Genomic DNA, 19,234 nt, shown 5'->3' on the forward strand with positions numbered 1-19,234 from the left:
TCAGGAGGTCAGGCCTTCTTGCGGAACTTGGACACCGCGAGCGGTGCCATGGCCGCGGTGATGACCACGGTCCAGCCGAGCGTCAGCCAGACCGAGTTGCCGACCGGAGTGCCCATCATCAGGGCGCGTGCGGCGTCGGCCAGGTTGGACAGCGGGTTGTAGTCGGTGAACGTCTGGAGCCAGCCGGGCATCGTCGTGGGCGGGGCGAAGATGGACGAGCCGAACTGGAGCGGCATCATCACGATCATCCCCATTCCCTGGACGGCCTGGGCCGTCTTCATGCTCAGTCCGAGCAGGATGAAGATCCACATGATGGCGGCGCCGAACGCGGCCGCCAGCCCGATCGCTCCGATCAGTCCGAGCACCGACCCGTGGAGCTCCATACCGAGCGCGAAGCCCATGCCCAGCAGGATGAGCGTGGCGACCATCATCCGGGCGAGCTCGACCACGATCTTGGCGATGAGCACCGAGGAGCGGGCGATCGGCATCGTACGGAACCGGTCCATGACCCCCTTGCGGAAGTCGTCGTTGACGCCGGAGCCGACGGCCATGGCGATGTTCATGCCCATCATCGCCATCAGGCCGGGGATCAGGTAGTTCAGGTACTCCTGCCGGCCGCCGCCCATGCTGCCGCCGACGGAACCGCCGAAGACGTACACGAACAGCAGGACGAAGATCACCGGCATCAGGAGCGCGTCGAACATCGACTCCGGATCCTTCTTGATCTGGAGGAGATTGCGCCGCACCAGCGCACCGATGTGGCGCAGGTTGTTCCGGAGCCCGATCCGGCCCTCGTCATGGAGCTTCACGGCCGGGGCGGCCGGGGCCGCGTCGGTGGGGGTGGGCGTCAGAGTCGTCGTGCTCATGCCGCGACCTCCTGGGGAGTCGTGTCGGTGACGGTGGCCTTGTCGCCGGTGATGGCGAGGAACACCTCGTCCAGGCTGGGCAGCGCGGTGGCGACGTGCGCCAGCGAGAAGCCCCGGGTGCCGAGCAGGCCGATGACGGCGGTGAGCTGCTCGTCGCTGAGGATCGGTACGTACAGCAGTCCCTCGTCCGGGACCGCCTGGGCGCCCGCCACACCGTCGAGGCCGGCCTCCCTGATGGCCTGCGCCATCGCGGCGAGCTGGGCGGGGTCCGAGGGCCGGATCTGCAGGGTGCGGCCGCCGACCTTCGCCTTCAGTTCGTCGACGCCGCCGCGGGCGATGATCCTGCCCTTGTCGATGACGGTGAGCTCGTTGGCGAGCTGTTCGGCCTCTTCCATGTACTGGGTGGTGAGCAGCACGGTCGCCCCCTCCGCGACCATCCGCTGCACCTCGTCCCAGACCTCGTTACGGGTGCGGGGGTCGAGCCCCGTCGTCGGCTCGTCCAGATACAGGACGGCCGGACTGCCGATCATGGAGGCGGCGAGGTCCAGCCTCCGGCGCATACCGCCGGAGTACTCCATCGCGGCCTTCTTCGCCGCGTCCGTGAGCGAGAAGCGCTCCAGCAGTTCGTCGGCGCGCGAGCGGGCCTTCTTGCGCGGCAGGTCGAGCAGCCGGCCGATCATGTAGAGGTTCTCCCAGCCGGAGAGCTTCTCGTCGACCGAGGCGTACTGCCCGGTCAGGCCGATGGTGCGGCGCAGCGCGCGGGGCTGCTTCACCACGTCGTAGCCGGCCACGACCGCGTGTCCGGCGTCGGGCTGGATCAGGGTGGACAGGACCCGTACGAGGGTCGTCTTGCCGGCGCCGTTGGGGCCGAGCACGCCGAGGACGGTGCCCTCGCGCACATCGAGGTCCACGCCGTCCAGAGCCTTGGTCGAGCCGTAGTGCTTGACCAGCCCCCGTACCTCGACGGCGTTCTTGCCGTTCCTGGGGTTCTTGTCGATTCGCGTCATGCCGACTATCAGACCAGCCGCCACCGACAGCGCACCGACAGTCCGCCGACAGCAGGGCGACAGCCCGCCGATGGGGGAAGTCGGCGGGCTGTCGGTGGTGCGGCAGTGGTCGGTCGGGCAACGGGGCCGTGGCGGCGTACCGCCTAGTGGAAGGTGTGCTCCGGCGCAGGGAAGGTGCCGCCGACGACCTCGTCCGCGTACGCCTTCGCGGCGTCGCCGAGGATCTGGCGCAGGTCGGCGTACTGCTTGGTGAAGCGCGGCACCTTGCCGCCGGTCAGGCCGACCATGTCGGTGTAGACCAGCACCTGCGCGTCGGTGTCGGGACCGGCACCGATGCCCACGGTCGGGATGTGCAGGGTGCGGGTGACCTCGGCGGCCAGTTCGGCCGGGACGAGTTCCAGGACGACGGCGAACGCGCCCGCGTCCTGCACGGCCTTCGCGTCGCGCAGCATCTGCTGGGCGGCCTCCTCGCCGCGGCCCTGCACCCGGTAGCCCATCGCGTTGACGGACTGCGGGGTCAGGCCGATGTGGGCCATGACCGGGATGCCTGCGTCGACCAGCAGCCTGATCTGCTCGTGGCTGCGCTCGCCGCCCTCCAGCTTCACCGCGCCGACCCCGGACTCCTTGATCAGCCGGGTGGCGTTGCGCAGGGCCTGGACCGGGCTCTCCTGGTAGGACCCGAAGGGGAGGTCGGCGACGATCAGGGCACGCTTGGTGCCCCGGACGACGGCGGCGGACAGCATGGCGATCTCGTCCATCGTGACGGGCACGGTGGTCTCGTAGCCGAGGTGACAGTTGCCCATGGAGTCGCCGACGAGCATGACCGGGATGCCGGCCTCGTCGAAGACGGACGCGGTCATCGCGTCGTAGGCGGTGAGCATGGGCCACTTCTCGCCGCGCGCGGTGGCGGCGGCGATGTCGTGGACGGTGACGCGGCGGTTGCTCTTGCCTCCGTACAGCGCCTTGCTGCTGTCGGAGGGAGCTCCCGCGGGGGAAGTGGGGGACTGGTTGTGCGCAGCCTGAAGCGACATTGCCAACGGCTCCTTCGTCATCTCGAGGCGCCCTGACGGCGTCCCCGGACCGCTTCCATGGTGGCATCCCGGAGCCGCTCACGGGAAGTGGGCCCGCCGGACGGGATGGCACCCGGTGTCACGGCGCCCGGTAAAGACTTTCCAATACGAGACGGTCTCGTATCGAAATAGAGGTACGTTCTGTTCATGTCCATACCGTCCGGCGCTCCCGTCGCCGTGCCCCAGGTCCCCGAGGCGGTCCACCGCCGCCGCTGGGCGATCCTCGCCGTCCTGATGTTCAGCCTGCTCATCGTGGTGCTCGACAACTCGATCCTCAACGTCGCCGTCAAGACGATCGCCTCGCCCTCGCCCACCGGTCTGGGAGCCACCCAGAGCGAGCTGGAGTGGGCCATCAACTCCTACACGCTCGTCTTCGCCGGACTGCTCTTCACCGCGGGCCTGCTCGGCGACCGCATCGGGCGCAAGAAGATCCTGCTCTTCGGCATCGTCCTCTTCGGCCTGGGTTCGGCCTTCGCCGCCATGTCGGGATCGCCCGGCGAGCTCATCACCTGGCGCGCCGTGATGGGCTTCGGTGCCGCCTTCGTCATGCCGGCCACGCTCGCCGTCCTGATGAACGTCTTCGAGCGCGACGAGCAGCCCAAGGCCATCGGCATCTGGGCCGGCAGCGTCGGCCTCGGCATCGCGATCGGCCCGATCACCGGCGGCCTGCTCCTCGAACACTTCTGGTGGGGTTCGATCTTCCTCGTCAACGTGCCCGTCGTGGTCGTCGCGCTGATCGCCATGGCCGTGCTCGTGCCGGACTCGAAGGACCCGAAGCCGGGCCGCCTCGACCCCGTCGGCGTGGTGCTCTCCATCGTCGGCCTGGTGCTCCTGGTGTACGGGATCATCCGCGGCGGCGAGCTCGCCGACTTCACCGACGCCTCGGTGCTCCTGCCGGTCGCCGGGGGACTGGCCGTACTGGTCGTGTTCGTCCTCCACGAGAAGCGCAGCAGCAGTCCGGCCATCGACATCTCGTACTTCAGGAAGCCGGCGTTCTCCGCCGCCGTGGCCGCCATCGCGCTGGTCTTCTTCGCGCTGATGGGCGTGACGTTCTTCTCCGCCTTCTACATGCAGAGCGTGCGCGGCTGGAGCGCCCTGCAGTCCGGGCTGCTGATCCTGCCGCTGGCCGTCGCGCAGATGGTCTTCGCCCCGCGGGCCCGGTTCGTGGTCGACCGGTTCGGCGCCCGTGCCGTGTGCACGGCCGGCATGCTGCTGGTCGCCGCAGGACTCGCGGCGTTCGCCCTGTTCGACGCCACGACCCCGGTCTGGGTGATGTGCGTGGTCTTCTTCGTCCAGGGCACGGGCATGGCGCACGTGATGCCGCCGGTCACCGTCGCCGTCATGCAGGCGCTGCCGCGCGAGAAGGCGGGATCGGGCTCGGCCGTCAACAACACGTTCCGCCAGGTCGGCGGCGCCCTCGGGATCGCCGTCCTCGGATCGGTGCTCTCCGCCGTCTACCGCGGCGACATCGAGGGACACCTCGACGCGGTCCCGGCCGCGGCCAGGGACGTGGCCGGGGAGTCCATCGAGGCGACACTCGGTGTCGCCGAGAAGATGGGGCCGGCGGGCACCCCGCTGGTGGCCGCCGCCCAGGACGCGTTCATGGGCGCGATGCACGTGACGGCCGCCTGCTCGGCGTGCGTCGCCCTGATCGGCGCGATCGTGGTCGCCCTGTTCCTGCCGGGCCGGCCGCCCGCCGGGAAGCCGGCCGCGCAGGCCGAGCGGACGGCCCCCGTGGACGTGGAGGCCTGACGGCGGGGCCCGGGCGCCCGGCCGGTCCCAAGGGTGAGACCCGGGGCGCCCGGCCGGGCGCGACGGTGGGACCCGCCGGTCCCGGCCGGGCGTCGAGGTGCCCGGCCGCCTCCCGCGTCGGCGAGAATCGGCGGTGGTGAAAGGTGGTTCCACGTGCAGGCGCAAGCATCGGACCGGGACGGCCGGGTCCCCGGGGACCAGGGCCGGCCGGCCCACGACGGCGGCCGGGACCCGGAGGCGCGGACCCATGACGGCGGCCGGGACCAGGACGCGCGGACCCATGACGGCGGCCAGGACCCGGAGGCGCGGACCCATCACGGCCCGGACCACAAGCCCCGCCCCGCCGACGAACAGGAACCCCGCCGCGGCCGCCCGCGCAGCGCCGCCGCCGAGCGGGCCATCCTGGACGCCGTCGTCGGGCTCCTGGAGGCCGGTGAGCCCCTGGCCGGCCTGTCCATCGAGCGCATCGCCCGCACCGCCGGGGTCGGCAAGGCCACCATCTACCGGCGCTGGACCGGCAAGGAGGAGCTGTTCGTCGACGTCCTGCGCGAGATCGAACCGCCGGATCCCGATGTCTCCGGCACCGGGGGCCTCGGTGACCTGCGCGTCCTGCTGGAGTCCATGCGCACCCGCGGACTCGCCCAGCGCTCCTCGGTGCTGCTGCACAACGTCTTCGCGCAGATGAAGAGCCACCCCTTGCTCTGGTCGGAGTACCACCGCACGGTGATCGTGCCCCGCCGGGCCGCGATGCTCGCCGCCGTCGGCAGGGCCGTCGAGGCGGGTGAGCTGCGGGGCGACACGGACGTGGAGCTGATGGACGACCTGTTCCTCGGCCCCATGCTCGTACGCACCATCCACCGGCCCGACGCGCCGCTGCCCGATGACCTCGCCGACCGCATCATCCGCCTGCTGATCGAGGGCCTCGGACCTCGGCCGACGGCCTCCGGCCGAGGTGAAGGCGCAGGTCACCGCCGAGACCGGCCGGCTGACTCGCCCGGGCCGGGGCGAGTGTGAGCGTTCTGTCACAAGCCACCACATGCCCGCTGTGGCCGGAACCCTTCGCACCGCTCGGATCGTCCTCGTGGCAGTACGGCCGTCGCCGACGGCCGGAAAGGCATCGCGCATCCCCTAGGGTCGTGGGCGCGGCGATGTGTACGGCAAGGCAGTGAGGACAGCGCAATGGTGCAGGCGTACAGGGCGGACACCGGGAACGGCGGCGCGGGACCGCAGCGCACCGCATCCCGCTTCCGGGACCTGCGCGACAGACTGACCCGGGACCCCGGCATCTGGCGGCGCGGGATCGTCCTGGCCGGCTGCTCGGTCCTGCTGGCCCTCGTGATGCTCCTCCACGCCCAGATCCCGAACACGATCGGCAACCTGGGCAGCCTCACCGAGACGTTCCTGCCGTGGTGCGCCGTCTTCGTCCCGCTGCTGCTGATCCTGGGCCTGGTGCGCCGCTCGGCGACCGCGCTGATCGCCCTGCTGCTGCCGGTCCTGGTCTGGTTCAACCTCTTCGGCGGGCTGCTCACCGACAAGTCCGGCACCGGCGGCGACCTCACCGTCGCCACCCACAACGTCAACGCGGACAACCCCGACCCCGCCGGCACCGCCCAGCAGGTCGCCGGCTCGGGCGCCGACGTCGTCGCCCTCCAGGAACTCCCCAGCGGCAAGGTCGCGGCCTACGAGACGGCGCTCGCCGACCGCTTCCCGTACCACTCGGTGCAGGGGACCGTCGGCCTGTGGAGCAAGTACCCGCTGAGCGACACCCGCCCGGTGGACATCAAGATGGGGTGGGTCCGCGCCATGCGCACCACCGTCACCACGTCCGAGGGCCCGATCGCCGTCTACGTCGCGCACCTGCCCTCGGTGCGGGTCAAGCTGCACGCCGGGTTCACCGCCAGTCAGCGGGACCAGAGCGCGGACGCCCTGGGCAAGGCCATCTCCCACGAACCGCTGGAACGGGTCGCGCTGCTCGGCGACCTCAACGGGACCATGAACGACCGCTCGCTCAACGCGGTCACCTCGCAGATGCGCTCCACCCAGGGCGCGGCCGGTGACGGGTTCGGGTTCAGCTGGCCCGCTTCCTTCCCGATGGCCCGGATCGACCAGATCATGGTGAAGGGCGTCGAGCCGATGTCGTCGTGGACGCTGCCTGCCACGGACAGCGACCATCTCCCGATCGCCGCCCGCGTCAAACTGTGACGCAACGGTCCGTTTACCTCCGCGCACCAAACGTCTGAGAGACTTTGTTCCGAACGGGAACAAGGCCGCCGGCGAGGAAGCCGGTCCGGCACCGTGCGATCCGGCCCCACAGGCCCTCGCCGGCGCACGTACGGCCGCGTTCCCTCCTGCCCCCTTCCGCTCCCGCAGGCCCACCGGGCCCGGCCGGACCGCACGGGGCCCACTTCGGAAAGGTCTCTCTTCATGCCTCTGGCTCTGCTCGCACTCGCGGTGAGCGCCTTCGGCATCGGTACGACGGAGTTCGTGATGATGGGCCTGCTGCCCAATGTCGCGGACGATCTGGGCACCTCCGTCCCCACCGCGGGCTACCTCGTGTCGGCGTACGCGATCGGCGTGGTGCTCGGCGCCCCGCTGCTCACCGCCTTCGGCTCGCGCGTCCCGCGCAAACGGATGCTCCTGCTGCTGATGGCGCTGTTCACCGTCGGCAACCTCGCCTCCGCGCTGGCCCCGGACTTCGGGTGGCTGATCGCCGGGCGCGTGCTGGCGGGGCTGCCGCACGGAGCGTTCTTCGGCGTCGGGGCGGTCGTCGCCGCCCGGCTGGTCTCCGAGGGGCGCCAGGCCCGGGCCGTGGCGACCATGTTCCTCGGCCTGACCGTCGCCAACATCGTCGGAGTCCCGGCGGCCACCCTGCTCGGCCAGCATCTCGGCTGGCGGGCCACGTTCCTGGTGGTCGCGGTGATCGGGCTCGGCGCGATGGCCGCACTCGCCCGCCTCGTCCCGCAGATCCCGGTCGAGGCCCACCAAGGCGTCCGCCACGAGCTGCGCGCCCTGGGCAACCGCCAGGTCCTGCTCGGACTGCTGACCGCCGTCCTCGGCTTCGCCGGCGTCTTCGCCGTGTATTCCTACCTCTCGGCGATGACGACCGAGGCGATGGGCTTCGGCGAGTCCTCCGTGACCCTGGTGCTGGCACTCTTCGGCATCGGCATGACCCTGGGCGCACTCGCCGCCGGCCCGCTCACGGACCGGGCGCTGCGCCCGACGCTGTACGGCTCGCTGAGCGCGCTCGCCGTCGTCCTGGTCGTCTTCCCGTTCGCCGCCCACGTGCGGTGGGCCGCGCTGGTGATGGTGGTGCTGCTGGGCGGGGTCGGCTTCATGACGACCACGCCGTTGCAGATGCTCGTCATGAACAAGGCCAAGGACGCCCCGACCCTGGCCTCCGCCTCCAACCACTCCGCCTTCAACCTGGCCAACGCGGGCGGCGCGTGGCTGGGCGGCGTGGCCATCGCGGCGGGCTGGGGCTGGACCTCCCCGGCCCTGGTCGGCGCGGTGCTGGCCGTGGCGGGCCTCGCGGTGGCGGTCACGGCGGGCGTACTGGACCGGGACCGGACCCCGTCGAAGGTGGTGGCACGGGCGGCGGCATCCACCCCGAGCAGGTCCGAGGCGGACGTTCACTGAGCCTCCCGTCCTCAAGCCGGTCCGGCGCTTGAGGACGAGACCTCGCCCGGGGGCCGGCGCGTGAAGTCCGAGCCGGGCAAATCAGGCATGCCCGGCGCTTGAGGACGAGGCTTCGGCCGGGGGCCCGCACATCAAGCCCGAGCGCGGCAGACAAGCCCGTCCGGCGATCGAGGACAGAGCCCCCGGCCGGACGGGCCCGCAGTCACCACGCCACCCCCGGCGTCAGACGGACTCGCGCCACCGGTTCGTGATCGGCAGCCGCCGGTCCTTGCCGAACCCCTTGGGCGAGATCTTCGTGCCCGGCGGATACTGCCGCCGCTTGTACTCCGCCGTGTCCACCATCCGCAGCGTCTTCGCCACCAGCGCCGCGTCGAACCCGGCCGCGACGATCGCGTCGCGTCCCTGGTCCCGGTCGACGTACATCTCCAGGATCCGGTCCAGCACGTCGTAGTCGGGCAGCGAGTCCGTGTCGACCTGACCCGGCCGCAGCTCCGCGCTCGGCGGCTTCGTGATGGAGGCCTCCGGGATCGGCGGCGTCTGCCCGCGCTCCTCGGCGGCCCGGTTGCGCCACTTCGCCAGCCGGAAGACCGACGTCTTGTAGACGTCCTTGATCGGCCCGTACGCGCCGACGGAGTCCCCGTACAGCGTCGAGTAACCGACCGCCAGCTCCGACTTGTTGCCCGGGGCCAGGACGATCTGGCCCTCCTGGTTGGACACGGCCATCAGCATCGTGCCGCGCAGCCGCGACTGCAGGTTCTCCTCGGCGAGCCCGGTGAGCCCCAGCGACCCCATGTACGCGTCGAACATCGGCTCGATCGGTACGGTCCGGAAGTTCAGCCCGGTACGCCGCGCCAGTTCGGCCGCGTCGCCCTTGGAGTGGTCCGAGGAGTACTTCGACGGCATCGAGATGCCGTACACGTGCTGCGCGCCCAGCGCGTCGCAGGCGATCGCGGCGACCAGCGCCGAGTCGATCCCGCCGGAGAGCCCGACCAGCACACTGCTGAAGCCGTTCTTCGCCGCGTACGCGCGCAGGCCCACGACGAGCGCCGAGTACAGCTCCTCGTCGTCGTCGAGCCGCTCCGCGTAGCCTCCGGCCAGCTCCGCCTCGTACGCCGGCAGCGGCTCCTCGGAGAGGACCACGTGGTCGATCCGCAGCCCGTCGTTCACCACGCCGGACGGCGCCTCGGGCGAGGCGGCCGGCAGGTCGAGGTCCAGGATCACGCTGCCCTCGGCGAACTGCGGCGCACGGGCGATGACCTCGCCCTGCCTGTCGACGACGATCGAGTCCCCGTCGAAGACCAGCTCGTCCTGGCCGCCGATCATCGCCAGGTACGCGGTCGTGCAGCCGGCCTCCTGGGCCCGCTTGCGGACCAGTTCCAGCCGGGTGTCGTCCTTGTCCCGCTCGTACGGCGAGGCGTTGATCGACAGCAGCAGCCCGGCCCCGGCGGCACGCGCGGCCGGTACCCGGCCGCCGTCCTGCCAGAGGTCCTCGCAGATCGCCAGCGCCACGTCGACGCCGTGCACCCGTACGACAGGCATCGAGTCGCCCGGCACGAAGTACCGGAACTCGTCGAAGACGCCGTAGTTGGGCAGATGGTGCTTGGCGAAGTTCAGCGCGATCTGTCCGCGGTGCAGCACCGCGGCGGCGTTCCGCGGCGATCCGGCGGGCTGGCCGTAGCGCGGTGCGGCGGACTCGGAACGGTCGAGGTAGCCGACGACGACCGGGAGCTCCCCGAAGCCCTCCGCGTCCAGGCGCGCGGCGAGCGCACGCAGCGCCTCCCGCGACGCCTCGACGAAGGACGACCGCAGGGCCAGGTCCTCGACGGGGTATCCGGTCAGCGCCATCTCGGGGAACGCCACCAGGTGGGCGCCCTGTTCGGCGGAGTGCCGGGTCCAGTGGACGATCGACTCGGTGTTGCCGGCGAGGTCGCCGACGGTCGAGTCGATCTGATTCAGTGCGAGGCGTAGTTGAGGCACGCCGCCCAGTGTAATCGTCTGACTGACGCAATGTCCTGGCGGGCCCGGCGGAGGCGGCCGGGACGGGGCCGGGCCCGCCGCCGCGATCCCGGCCAGGACCACCCGGCACCCTCCCGGGCCCGCCGGGAGTCCGGTCAGCTGCGGTAGCCGAGGACCGTCATCATGCCCGCCTCCGCGTGGTACAGGTTGTGGCAGTGGAGCATCCACAGACCCGGGTTGTCCGCGTCGAAGTCGACGGTCAGCGTCTGCCGGGGCAGCACGATCGCGGTGTCCTTGCGGGCCCCGGCCGTGTCCCCGCCCAGCGCGAAGGTGTGCCCGTGCAGATGGATCGGGTGCCACATCGCGGTCGGGTTGTGGAACTCCATCCGGACCCGCTCCCCGGCCTTCACCGGATGGCGCTGGTCGGCGGTGTACGGCTTCCTGTCGAAGGCCCAGTCGTACGCCGCCATGGAACCCGTCAGCCGCAGCCGCACCGTCCGGTCGGGTTCGCGCGCGGGCAGGGCCACGGAGGCGTCCGGTGACAGCCGGCCGGCCGTCACCAGTTCGCCGTCCAGCTCCTTCGGCCGCACGGACGCGCCGGGCGCCGCGCCGCTCCCGGTCCGCAGCAGGGCCATCGCCGAGGCGTCCTTGCCCTCGGCCAGCGCGGTCAGCGGGAACACCCCGTCCCCGGCGGTGACCAGCACGTCGTACCGCTCACCCATCCCGATCAGCAGCGCATCGGTCGCGGTGTGCCGGACCGGGAAGCCGTCGGTGTGCGTCACCGTCATCCGGTGGCCGCCGAGCGCGACGCGGAAGGCGGTGTCGCCGCCCGCGTTGATGATCCGCAGCCGGATCCGGTCGCCCGGCCGTGCGGTGAAGGCGGAAGGGTCCTCGGGGACGCGGCCGTTGACCAGGTAGTACGGATAGGCCACATCGCCCGCGTCACCGCCCAGCAGTTCGCTCGTGGCGCCCGTCAGCATCCGCGAGGGCCCGCCGCTCGCGGGCGGGACCGTCGACTGCATGGCGTGCCCGCTGTGGGTGTTGCCCCCGGTGAGTTCCTGGAGCACGGCGTCGGGGGTGGAGCCGTCCACGCCGTCGACCCAGTCGTCCAGGACGACGATCCACTCCTGGTCGTAGCCGAGGGGCTCCTTCGGGTCGTCCACGATCAGCGGAGCGTAGAGCCCGCGATCCAGCTGGACGCCCGAGTGCGGGTGGAACCAGTACGTGCCGGGGTCCGGTACCGCGAACCGGTAGGCGAACTCCGCCCCCGCCTCGACGGCCCGCTGGGTCAGCCCGGGCACCCCGTCCATGTCGTTGCGCAGGGCGAGTCCGTGCCAGTGCATCGAGGTGGGCTGCGGCAGGTGGTTGGCGAGGGTGAGGGCGAGCGTGTCGCCCGCGGTGACCCGGACCTCCTTCCCGGGCAGCCGGTCCCCGTACGCCCACGAGCTGACGGTGTGTCCGCCGCCCAGGTCGAGCCGGGACGGGGTCGCGGTCAGGGTGACCCGGCGCTCGGGTCCGGAGGCGCCGCGCCGCTGTTCGGCCGCGGCGACCTCGGGGCCGTCGGGGGAGACGTAGCCCTCCGGGACGGTGGTGCCGGAGGGGGCGGGGTGGTTCATGGCGGAGTGGTCCGCGGTGGCGTCGCGGCCGGCGCAGGCGGTGAGAACTCCCGTACCGGCAAGGGCGATCGAAGCGCCGAGCAGGGCGCGTCGGGTGTGCTGAGCGGGCATGACTGGGTGCACCTCAAGGATGTGGTCGGTGTGCTGGAGGACGGACGGGCGCGGGGCGCCTATATCCGAAGCACCGACAGTCCGGTGAGGACGGCCATGCGGGGCCGGGGCGGGGGAGGAGGGGGCCGGGGCGTCCTCGGCGAACGTCCGCGGCACGGGACCGGCCGCAGACCGGCGTACCGCCGTGCCACCCGCCACAGGGTGAGCGCGAGCAGGGCGAGGCCCCAGGTGCCCAGCACCGCGACGCAGACCGACATCGGGTCCATGCCGGGCATCGGCGTCGGGGGTTCGTGCCGCACGGCCACCGCGGGTCCGGGCGCCATGACGGGTCCGGTCATCAGGTGCGGGGCGGCCGGCATCGCGAGCCCCGGCCCGCTGTGCTCCGCCGGGTGCCCGACCGTGTGCATGGTGAAGATCCCGAAGAGCAGCGCGGCGAACAGCAGCAGCCGCCCGCACGTCGCACTCCTCGTTCCGGACATGCGGGGCACCTTACCCCCGCCGGGTATGCGGGACGTGGACGGCCCGCCGTCCCGCGCGGCGTCCGGCGGGCCGGCGGGCGGGACGGCGGGCGGGACGAAGGACCGTCCGGCCGGTCGCGCGGCGTACCCGTCAGCTGCGGGAGTAGACCTGCTCCGCCCAGCCGGCGATCTGGTCGTCGGAGAGGTGCTGGGCCAGATCGGCCTCACTGATCATGCCGACCAGCATCTTGTTCTCGACGACCGGCAGCCGGCGGATCCGGTGGGTCTGCATCTCCTCCAGCACCGCCTCCACCCCGGCCTCCGCGTCGATCCAGCGCGGCGTGCCCCGGGCGAGGTCGCCGGCCGTCACCTTCGACGGATCCCGGCCCGCCGCCACACAGGCGACCACGATGTCGCGGTCCGTCAGGATGCCGACCATCCGGTCCTGCTCGCCGTTCTCCGAGATGGGCAGCGCGCCGACGTTGTGGTCGCGCATCAGCTGGGCGGCGCGGTCGAGGGTCTCGTGCGCCGGGATCCAGGTGGCGCCGGTGTGCATGATGTCCTTGGCGGTGGTCATGGCGTTTCCTCCTGCGTGCCGATGGCACTCGCGTACGACCCCGAGCGAACCCAGCGTGAGGGGTTCGCCCGGGGCACGCGACCGCTGTCACCCGTTCGGGTGCATACCGTGGAGGGTGGCCTCAGCGCACCGTGTCCGGCCGCGGCGCGGCGCCGCGTTCCTTCAGCATCCCGGCCATGGCCACCAGCTCGGACCGCTGGCCCTCGACCATGCCCCGGGCCAGCCGCTTCTCGGCCTTCACGGTGCACAGGTCCGCACAGCCGCGGGCCATGTCGACACCGCCCCTGTGGTGGTCGGTCATCAGCTGGAGGTACAGGACCTCGGCCTGCCGGCCACTGGCCCTGCGGAGCCGGTCGAGCTCGGTACGGGTCGCCATGCCGGGCATGAGGGATCCGTCATGGGCCTCGTAACCGCTGTCCATGCCCGGCATCCCGGCCATGTCGTGGTCCGCGTGCTGCCCGGCGGTCATCCAGGCCATCGGCTCCTGCCCGGCGGCCGCCTTCGGCAGCTCCCACAGGTCCAGCCAGCCGAGCAGCATGCCCCGCTGGTTGGCCTGCGTGTTGGCGATGTCGTACGCGAAACGGCGCACGTCCTCGTCGTCGGTGCGGTCGCGCACGATGAAGGACATCTCCACGGCCTGCTGATGGTGGACGGCCATGTCGCGCGCGAACCCGGCGTCCGCGGAACCGGACGCCGGGACCTGCGCGGCGGGGGCGGGCGCGTGCTGCCCGTCCCCGCCGTCCCGCGCGGAGGCGACGGTCGCCGCCCCCGCGAACAGGAGCGCGAGCACGACGGCGGAACCCGCGGCCCACCGGACGCGCCGGGTACCGCTCGTGGCCCTCTCCGCCTCCGTCGCCTCCGTCGTCTCCGTCGGCTCTGTCACGGAGCCGCCCGTCCGCCGGTGCACGCCGCGCCCGGCTCGGGCGTCTGCGGACCCTGCACGTACTTGGCGAAGAACTGCGCCACCCGGCGGTCATCGGCACTGTCCACCGTGACCTGCTTGCCCCAGGCGCTCAGCATGATGCTTCCGGCCTGGTCCTTGTACGGGCTCATCAGCGAGTACGGGGTCTTCGCGACCCGTTCGGCGAGCTTGTCCACGTCCGCGGCCGAGGCCTTGTCCGTGTACGTCACCCAGACCGAACCGTGCTCCAGCGCGTGCACGGCGTTCATGTCGGGGACCGGCTCTTTGTATACGTCGCCGTCGCAGTTCATCCAGACGGGGCTGTGGTCACCGCCGACCGGCGGCTTCATTGGGTACGAGACGGTCTCGGTGACGTGGTTGCGGGTCAGCTTCTTCGCGTCCCACGTCTTCTCGCCCTGGATCGGCCCGTCGGCCAGTTCCTGCTTCTCGGCCTCGGACTGCTCGGCGTTCTTGGAGTCGGCGGCCCGCTGGTCGGCCGAGGCCTCGGACCGGTCGATGAGTGTGTAGGCGCCGAAGCCGACGAGACCTGCGACGACGACGGCGCTGACGCTTATGACCAGCACACGGGTACGGCGGTCACGCGCGCGGTCGGCCTTGCGCATCTGCTCTATGCGGGTCCTGCGGTCGAAGCTCATGTCGTGGGTCCTTCTGCGAAGGGGCGATGAGATGACGGAACGGGTCGGAGAACCGGTGCGCGCGGGGCAGTCGCGAAGCCGCCGCAGCCCGTACGCACCACGGCCGACGATCGTAGTGGGTGGCCGAGTGCTCCATCTCACGTCGGGTGCGTAATCTGGGTGAAATCCGGGGTCGTGATACTGGACTCTCCCCCTTACCCCGGGCGGTGGTGCACGGACCGTCTGAACTGCAAGGATGTGGCTATGGACAAGCAGCAGGAATTCGTCCTCAGGACGCTTGAGGAGCGCGACATCCGGTTCGTACGGCTGTGGTTCACCGACGTGCTCGGTTACCTCAAGTCCGTGGCCGTGGCCCCCGCCGAGCTGGAACAGGCGTTTGACGAGGGAATCGGCTTCGACGGCTCCGCCATCGAGGGCTTCGCCCGGGTGTACGAGTCGGACATGATCGCCAAGCCGGACCCGGGCACGTTCCAGATCCTGCCCTGGCGCGCGGAGGCGCCCGGCACGGCCCGGATGTTCTGCGACATCCTCATGCCGGACGGCTCGCCCTCCTTCGCCGACCCGCGCTACGTGCTCAAGCGCATCCTGGCCAAGACCTCCGACCTGGGCTTCACCTTCTACACCCACCCGGAGATCGAGTTCTTCCTGCTGAAGAACAAGCCGGTCGACGGCACCCGCCCCACGCCCGCCGACAGCTCCGGCTACTTCGACCACACCCCGCAGAACGTCGGCATGGACTTCCGCCGCCAGGCGATCACCATGCTCGAATCCATGGGCATCTCGGTCGAGTTCAGCCACCACGAGGGCGCCCCGGGCCAGCAGGAGATCGACCTGCGGTACGCGGACGCGCTCTCCACGGCCGACAACATCATGACCTTCCGCCTGGTCATGAAGCAGGTCGCGCTGGAGCAGGGCGTGCAGGCGACCTTCATGCCGAAGCCGTTCTCGGAGTACCCCGGCTCGGGCATGCACACCCACCTCTCCCTCTTCGAGGGCGACCGCAACGCGTTCTACGAGTCCGGCGCCGAGTACCAGCTCTCCAAGGTCGGCCGTTCCTTCATCGCGGGTCTGCTCAAGCACGCCGCGGAGATCTCCGCCGTCACCAACCAGTGGGTCAACTCCTACAAGCGCATCTGGGGCGGCTCCTCCCGCGCCGCGGGCGCCGGCGGCGAGGCCCCCTCGTACATCTGCTGGGGCCACAACAACCGCTCCGCGCTGATCCGCGTCCCGATGTACAAGCCCGGCAAGACCGGCTCGGCCCGCGTCGAGGTCCGCTCCATCGACTCCGGCGCCAACCCCTACCTGACCTACGCGGTGCTCCTGGCCGCGGGCCTCAAGGGCATCGAGGAGGGCTACGAACTCCCGGCCGGCGCCGACGACGACGTCTGGGCGCTGTCCGACGCCGAGCGCCGCGCGATGGGCATCGAGCCGCTGCCGCAGAACCTGGGCGAGGCGATCGCGCTGATGGAGAAGAGCGAACTGGTCGCCGAGACGCTCGGCGAGCACGTCTTCGACTTCTTCCTGCGCAACAAGAAGCAGGAGTGGGAGGAGTACCGCAGCGAGGTCACCGCCTTCGAGCTGAAGGCGCTCCTGCCGGTGCTGTAGGCGCAGGTCAGCGCCGTTGAGGCGCTTGTACGTTGCTGCGGGCCGACGGTTTCGAACCTTCGGCCCGCAGCTGTTCTATCCGTCCTGGGCCGTCTGTGGGCCGTCCGGTGCTGCATCGACGGCTTCGTACGTGCCATCCATCGCCTTCCGGGCGCGTCCTGCCTCATCATCCACCGCCACCTCGGAGTTCTGCGCTCACCCGAACAGTGAGATTGTTGGTCAACCGTGTATGCCTGCGGCGCATGTCATGCTCCGCTGGCGACGCCAGCAGGTCTGCTCCGAACCGAACCCCAGCCCTACGGGGCGGAGTTGCCACGCCATGTCGTTGTAGAGGACACACAGGATCCCTTGCAGGCAAAGCCGGTCCGACACCGGCCGAGGCCCTGACGACCGCTCGAGCCACGGAGGCAGCAGCGGCTCGATCAGCGCCCACGAGCCATCGTCCACGATCCACGGTCGGGTACCCACACCCTCACGAGTGGCCGAATCACCCCACCGGCCACGGCCAACCAGCACCACTCGGCAAGATCGTGTTGCGAGCTCTCAGGCGGGCTTTGTCTCGGAGTGCCAGCGCGCGATCGTGCGGAGGCTCGCCCGCGCCAGCTCAAGGTACTGCCCCGGACATTCCCACAGCTCGCGCCCCGACAGCTCGGGGGGCACCGGCGATTCGGGATGGTCTGCTGGCGCGCAGAGGTGCAGGACCGCGGCACGCCGGTCGGCGACCGCGGACCACGGGTGGATCCGGTGGCTGCATACGGCGTTGAGATCCACGGTCTTCAGGGCGGCACTCATGTCGCGTGAGTAGGAGGGCGGTAGCCCCTCGTAAGAGTTCTGGACGACCATGCGCAGGCTCAGGATCACGCCGATCCGTTCCTCCTCTCCGACTTGTCCGGCCAGCCACCGCCGGGCGCACCACAGACCGACCGGCCCGGCGTTGTCCTCCCAGGTACGGGCGAGGGCGTCCTGGACGGCGGCAAAGTGGATACGGCCACCGGCGAGGGTGAATTCGGCGTCGAGGTGCGAGACGTCGATCTCGCCGAAGAGCTTCTCGATACCTCCGTGGACGGTCTCCGCAGCTGTGTTGGCAAGGCCGGTCAGGAAAATCGGGCAGTCCAGGACAGCCATCTCTGCGCTACCGAGCCCGTAGTCCTCGGCGATGACCTTCCGTCCGACTGGGGTCAGCAGGCTCACCCCATACTCGACCATGTGCTCGGGGTCGTCGCTGAGGATGTCATCCGGATGTTCGTCCGGGCAATGGCACACGGCCGGGTCGAGGGCCGCCCGGATGCGGTCGAGGATGTCGACGTAGGTGTCGAGGAGGCGCCGGTCGAGGATGCGGCCGGACGCGGCGTACCAGGACGTGGCAAGAAGAAGCACGGTGTATCCGGACAGCTCCCGACGCCCCTCGGGCGTGCCGCGGCGGTCGAGGGCGTCGGCGGCGTCCGCAGCGAGGCCCGTCAGTGCCTCCGCGGGGTCTGCGGAGGGATAGTCACAAACGATTCCACTCAGATCGGACGCGAGTTCTGCATGGCTCTCGGAGAGCGCAGGCATTTGATCATTCATACTCTGGACCGACGAGTGCGGACCCGGCGCAGTTCCCGGCCCAGCACCTGAAAGTCGTTGGTCGGTGGCGCATCATGCGCCAGCGGTACTGACTATTCGTCAGTTCTCTGCGATGCTCCGCGCCATGGCCGACGGACCCGTAACGAGCGAGCCGACAGGACGAGCGCCCCGCGGCGCCCCGGATGTGCTGGCGCCCGCCCGGCTCGGGCCGCTCCGGTTGCGTAACCGGGTCATCAAGGCCGCGACCTTCGAGGGCGCCACGCCCGACGCGCTGGTCACGCAGGAGCTCATCGATTGCCACCTGCGCCCTGCCGGGGGCGGGGTCGCCATGACCACCGTCGCCTACTGTGCCGTGGCCCCGGAAGGACGTACCGAGCGGCGGCAGCTGTGGATGAGACCCGAGGCGCTGCCCGGGCTGCGCCGGCTGACCGAGGCGGTGCACGGCACCGGTGCCGCGGTCAGTGCCCAGCTGGGCCACGCCGGGCCGGTGGCCGACGGGCGGTCCAACGGCCTGGCCTCCCTCGCCCCGATGGCGGGGTTCAACGCGCTGAGCATGCGCCGCAACAGGGCGGCCACCGCCGAGGACATCGACCGGGTCATCAGGGCGCACGCCGAGGCGGCCCTCCTCGCGGCCGAGGCCGGGTTCGACGCCGTGGAGATCCATCTCGGCCACAACTACCTGGCCAGCGCCTTCCTCAGCCCCCGGCTGAACCGCCGTACCGATGCCTTCGGCGGCTCCCTGCGCGCCCGCGCCGCCGTCGCGCTGGGCGTCACCCGTGCGGTGCGTGACGCACTCGGCGACCGGCTGGCCATCACGGCCAAGCTGAACATGAAGGACGGGGCGCCCGGCGGGCTCACCGTCGACGACAGCCTCCAGGTCGCCCGCTGGCTGGAGGAGGACGGCAGTGTCGACGCCCTCGAACTGACGGCGGGCAGCTCCCTGCTGAACCCGATGTACCTGTTCCGCGGCGGCGCCCCCGTCGCCGAGTTCGCGGCCAACTTCCCGCTGCCGCAGCGCCTCGCGATCCGGGCGGTGGGGCGCGGGGTGTTCCGTACGTATCCCTACCAGCCCCTGTACCTGCTCGAATCCGCGCAGCAGTTCCGCGCCGCGCTCGGGCTGCCGCTCATCCTGCTCGGCGGGGTCACCGACCGGCAGGGCATGGACCGCGCCATGGCGGAGGGCTTCGAGTTCGTCGCGATGGCCCGCGCCCTGCTGCGCGAGCCCGACCTGCTCCAGCGCATCGGGCGCGACGCCGCGACCCGTTCGCAGTGCATCCACTGCAACCGCTGCATGCCCACCATCTACACGCGCACCCACTGCCCGCTGATCGAGGAACGGCCGCGCTGAGCGACTCCAGCGGTGCGGTGTTCCGGACACCTCCCGGCCGGTCGCACGCCCCGGGGTCCTTCGGCTGTTAGCGTCCGCCCTCCACCGGATCGGAAGGCCGGGCGCCGGTGGT

General features: G+C 71.1%; 17 protein-coding genes. 6 read left to right on the forward strand and 11 right to left on the reverse strand.

Features of this window, described 5'->3' with window-relative positions; all coding sequences use genetic code 11:
- Positions 1-8: 8 nt before the first annotated feature.
- The 3 genes from ACIQMX_RS36075 to panB form a co-directional block, all read right to left on the reverse strand.
- Positions 9-866 (reverse strand): ABC transporter permease, encoded by an 858-nt coding sequence (locus tag ACIQMX_RS36075; protein WP_363073001.1) that lies wholly within the window; start codon positions 864-866, stop codon positions 9-11.
- Positions 863-1,873 carry an ATP-binding cassette domain-containing protein gene (locus ACIQMX_RS36080; RefSeq protein WP_306069883.1) on the reverse strand — a complete coding sequence of 337 codons (1,011 nt, stop codon included), beginning with the start codon at positions 1,871-1,873 and terminating at the stop codon, positions 863-865. The genes ACIQMX_RS36075 and ACIQMX_RS36080 overlap by 4 nt, the downstream gene beginning before the upstream one ends.
- A gap of 143 nt (positions 1,874-2,016) precedes the next feature.
- Positions 2,017-2,904 (reverse strand): 3-methyl-2-oxobutanoate hydroxymethyltransferase, encoded by an 888-nt coding sequence (gene panB, locus ACIQMX_RS36085; RefSeq protein ID WP_363072999.1) that lies wholly within the window; start codon positions 2,902-2,904, stop codon positions 2,017-2,019.
- A gap of 186 nt (positions 2,905-3,090) precedes the next feature.
- Here panB and ACIQMX_RS36090 point away from each other — a divergent pair, with 186 nt between their 5' ends.
- The 4 genes from ACIQMX_RS36090 to ACIQMX_RS36105 all read left to right on the forward strand — a co-directional run bounded on the left by ACIQMX_RS36090 (position 3,091) and on the right by ACIQMX_RS36105 (position 8,331).
- Entirely contained in the window at positions 3,091-4,695 is a 1,605-nt protein-coding gene (locus ACIQMX_RS36090) for an MFS transporter (protein WP_363072997.1), read from the forward strand.
- 153 nt (positions 4,696-4,848) lie between these two features.
- Positions 4,849-5,709 carry a TetR/AcrR family transcriptional regulator gene (locus ACIQMX_RS36095; RefSeq protein ID WP_402484440.1) on the forward strand — a complete coding sequence of 287 codons (861 nt, stop codon included), beginning with the start codon at positions 4,849-4,851 and terminating at the stop codon, positions 5,707-5,709.
- A 165-nt stretch (positions 5,710-5,874) separates the two neighbouring features.
- A complete protein-coding gene (locus ACIQMX_RS36100; protein ID WP_363072993.1) occupies positions 5,875-6,897 on the forward strand; it encodes an endonuclease/exonuclease/phosphatase family protein in 1,023 nt (340 codons plus the stop codon).
- A 222-nt stretch (positions 6,898-7,119) separates the two neighbouring features.
- Positions 7,120-8,331 (forward strand): MFS transporter, encoded by a 1,212-nt coding sequence (locus ACIQMX_RS36105; protein WP_363072991.1) that lies wholly within the window; start codon positions 7,120-7,122, stop codon positions 8,329-8,331.
- Positions 8,332-8,553: 222 nt separating this feature from the next.
- Here ACIQMX_RS36105 and ACIQMX_RS36110 read toward each other — a convergent pair whose 3' ends face one another.
- The 6 genes from ACIQMX_RS36110 to ACIQMX_RS36135 form a co-directional block, all read right to left on the reverse strand.
- Positions 8,554-10,308 (reverse strand): NAD+ synthase, encoded by a 1,755-nt coding sequence (locus ACIQMX_RS36110; RefSeq protein WP_402484443.1) that lies wholly within the window; start codon positions 10,306-10,308, stop codon positions 8,554-8,556.
- Between the two features lie 134 nt (positions 10,309-10,442).
- Positions 10,443-12,014 carry a multicopper oxidase family protein gene (locus ACIQMX_RS36115; RefSeq protein WP_363072987.1) on the reverse strand — a complete coding sequence of 524 codons (1,572 nt, stop codon included), beginning with the start codon at positions 12,012-12,014 and terminating at the stop codon, positions 10,443-10,445.
- 59 nt (positions 12,015-12,073) lie between these two features.
- Positions 12,074-12,493, reverse strand: coding sequence for a hypothetical protein (locus ACIQMX_RS36120; protein ID WP_402484445.1), 420 nt, complete (start codon positions 12,491-12,493; stop codon positions 12,074-12,076).
- A gap of 130 nt (positions 12,494-12,623) precedes the next feature.
- Positions 12,624-13,049 (reverse strand): CBS domain-containing protein, encoded by a 426-nt coding sequence (locus ACIQMX_RS36125; RefSeq protein WP_363072984.1) that lies wholly within the window; start codon positions 13,047-13,049, stop codon positions 12,624-12,626.
- 121 nt (positions 13,050-13,170) lie between these two features.
- Complete coding sequence (locus ACIQMX_RS36130) at positions 13,171-13,932, reverse strand: DUF305 domain-containing protein (protein ID WP_402484447.1); 762 nt, start codon at positions 13,930-13,932, stop codon at positions 13,171-13,173.
- Positions 13,929-14,606, reverse strand: a complete 678-nt coding sequence (locus ACIQMX_RS36135) for a DUF3105 domain-containing protein (RefSeq protein ID WP_363072980.1) — start codon at positions 14,604-14,606, stop codon at positions 13,929-13,931. Before ACIQMX_RS36135 ends, ACIQMX_RS36130 begins: the two co-directional genes overlap by 4 nt.
- A 243-nt stretch (positions 14,607-14,849) precedes the next feature.
- Between ACIQMX_RS36135 and glnA the strand changes: the two genes are divergently transcribed.
- Positions 14,850-16,211: a type I glutamate--ammonia ligase gene (glnA, locus tag ACIQMX_RS36140; protein WP_136324925.1), complete on the forward strand. Its 1,362-nt coding sequence runs from the start codon at positions 14,850-14,852 to the stop codon at positions 16,209-16,211.
- Between the two features lie 219 nt (positions 16,212-16,430).
- Here glnA and ACIQMX_RS36145 read toward each other — a convergent pair whose 3' ends face one another.
- Together ACIQMX_RS36145 and ACIQMX_RS36150 are read right to left on the reverse strand one after the other, a co-directional pair.
- On the reverse strand, positions 16,431-16,730 hold the full coding sequence (locus ACIQMX_RS36145) for a transposase (RefSeq protein WP_402484450.1): 300 nt from the start codon (positions 16,728-16,730) through the stop codon (positions 16,431-16,433).
- A gap of 24 nt (positions 16,731-16,754) precedes the next feature.
- The gene (locus tag ACIQMX_RS36150) at positions 16,755-17,762 is read right to left on the reverse strand and encodes a hypothetical protein (RefSeq protein ID WP_363072978.1); all 1,008 of its coding nucleotides are present in this window, start codon (positions 17,760-17,762) and stop codon (positions 16,755-16,757) included.
- A gap of 136 nt (positions 17,763-17,898) precedes the next feature.
- Here ACIQMX_RS36150 and ACIQMX_RS36155 point away from each other — a divergent pair, with 136 nt between their 5' ends.
- On the forward strand, positions 17,899-19,122 hold the full coding sequence (locus ACIQMX_RS36155) for an NADH:flavin oxidoreductase (protein WP_402484453.1): 1,224 nt from the start codon (positions 17,899-17,901) through the stop codon (positions 19,120-19,122).
- Positions 19,123-19,234: the final 112 nt, after the last annotated feature.

Origin of the sequence: Streptomyces sp. NPDC091416, assembly GCF_044756845.1 — a bacterium.
In the GTDB taxonomy this organism is placed as follows: domain Bacteria; phylum Actinomycetota; class Actinomycetes; order Streptomycetales; family Streptomycetaceae; genus Streptomyces.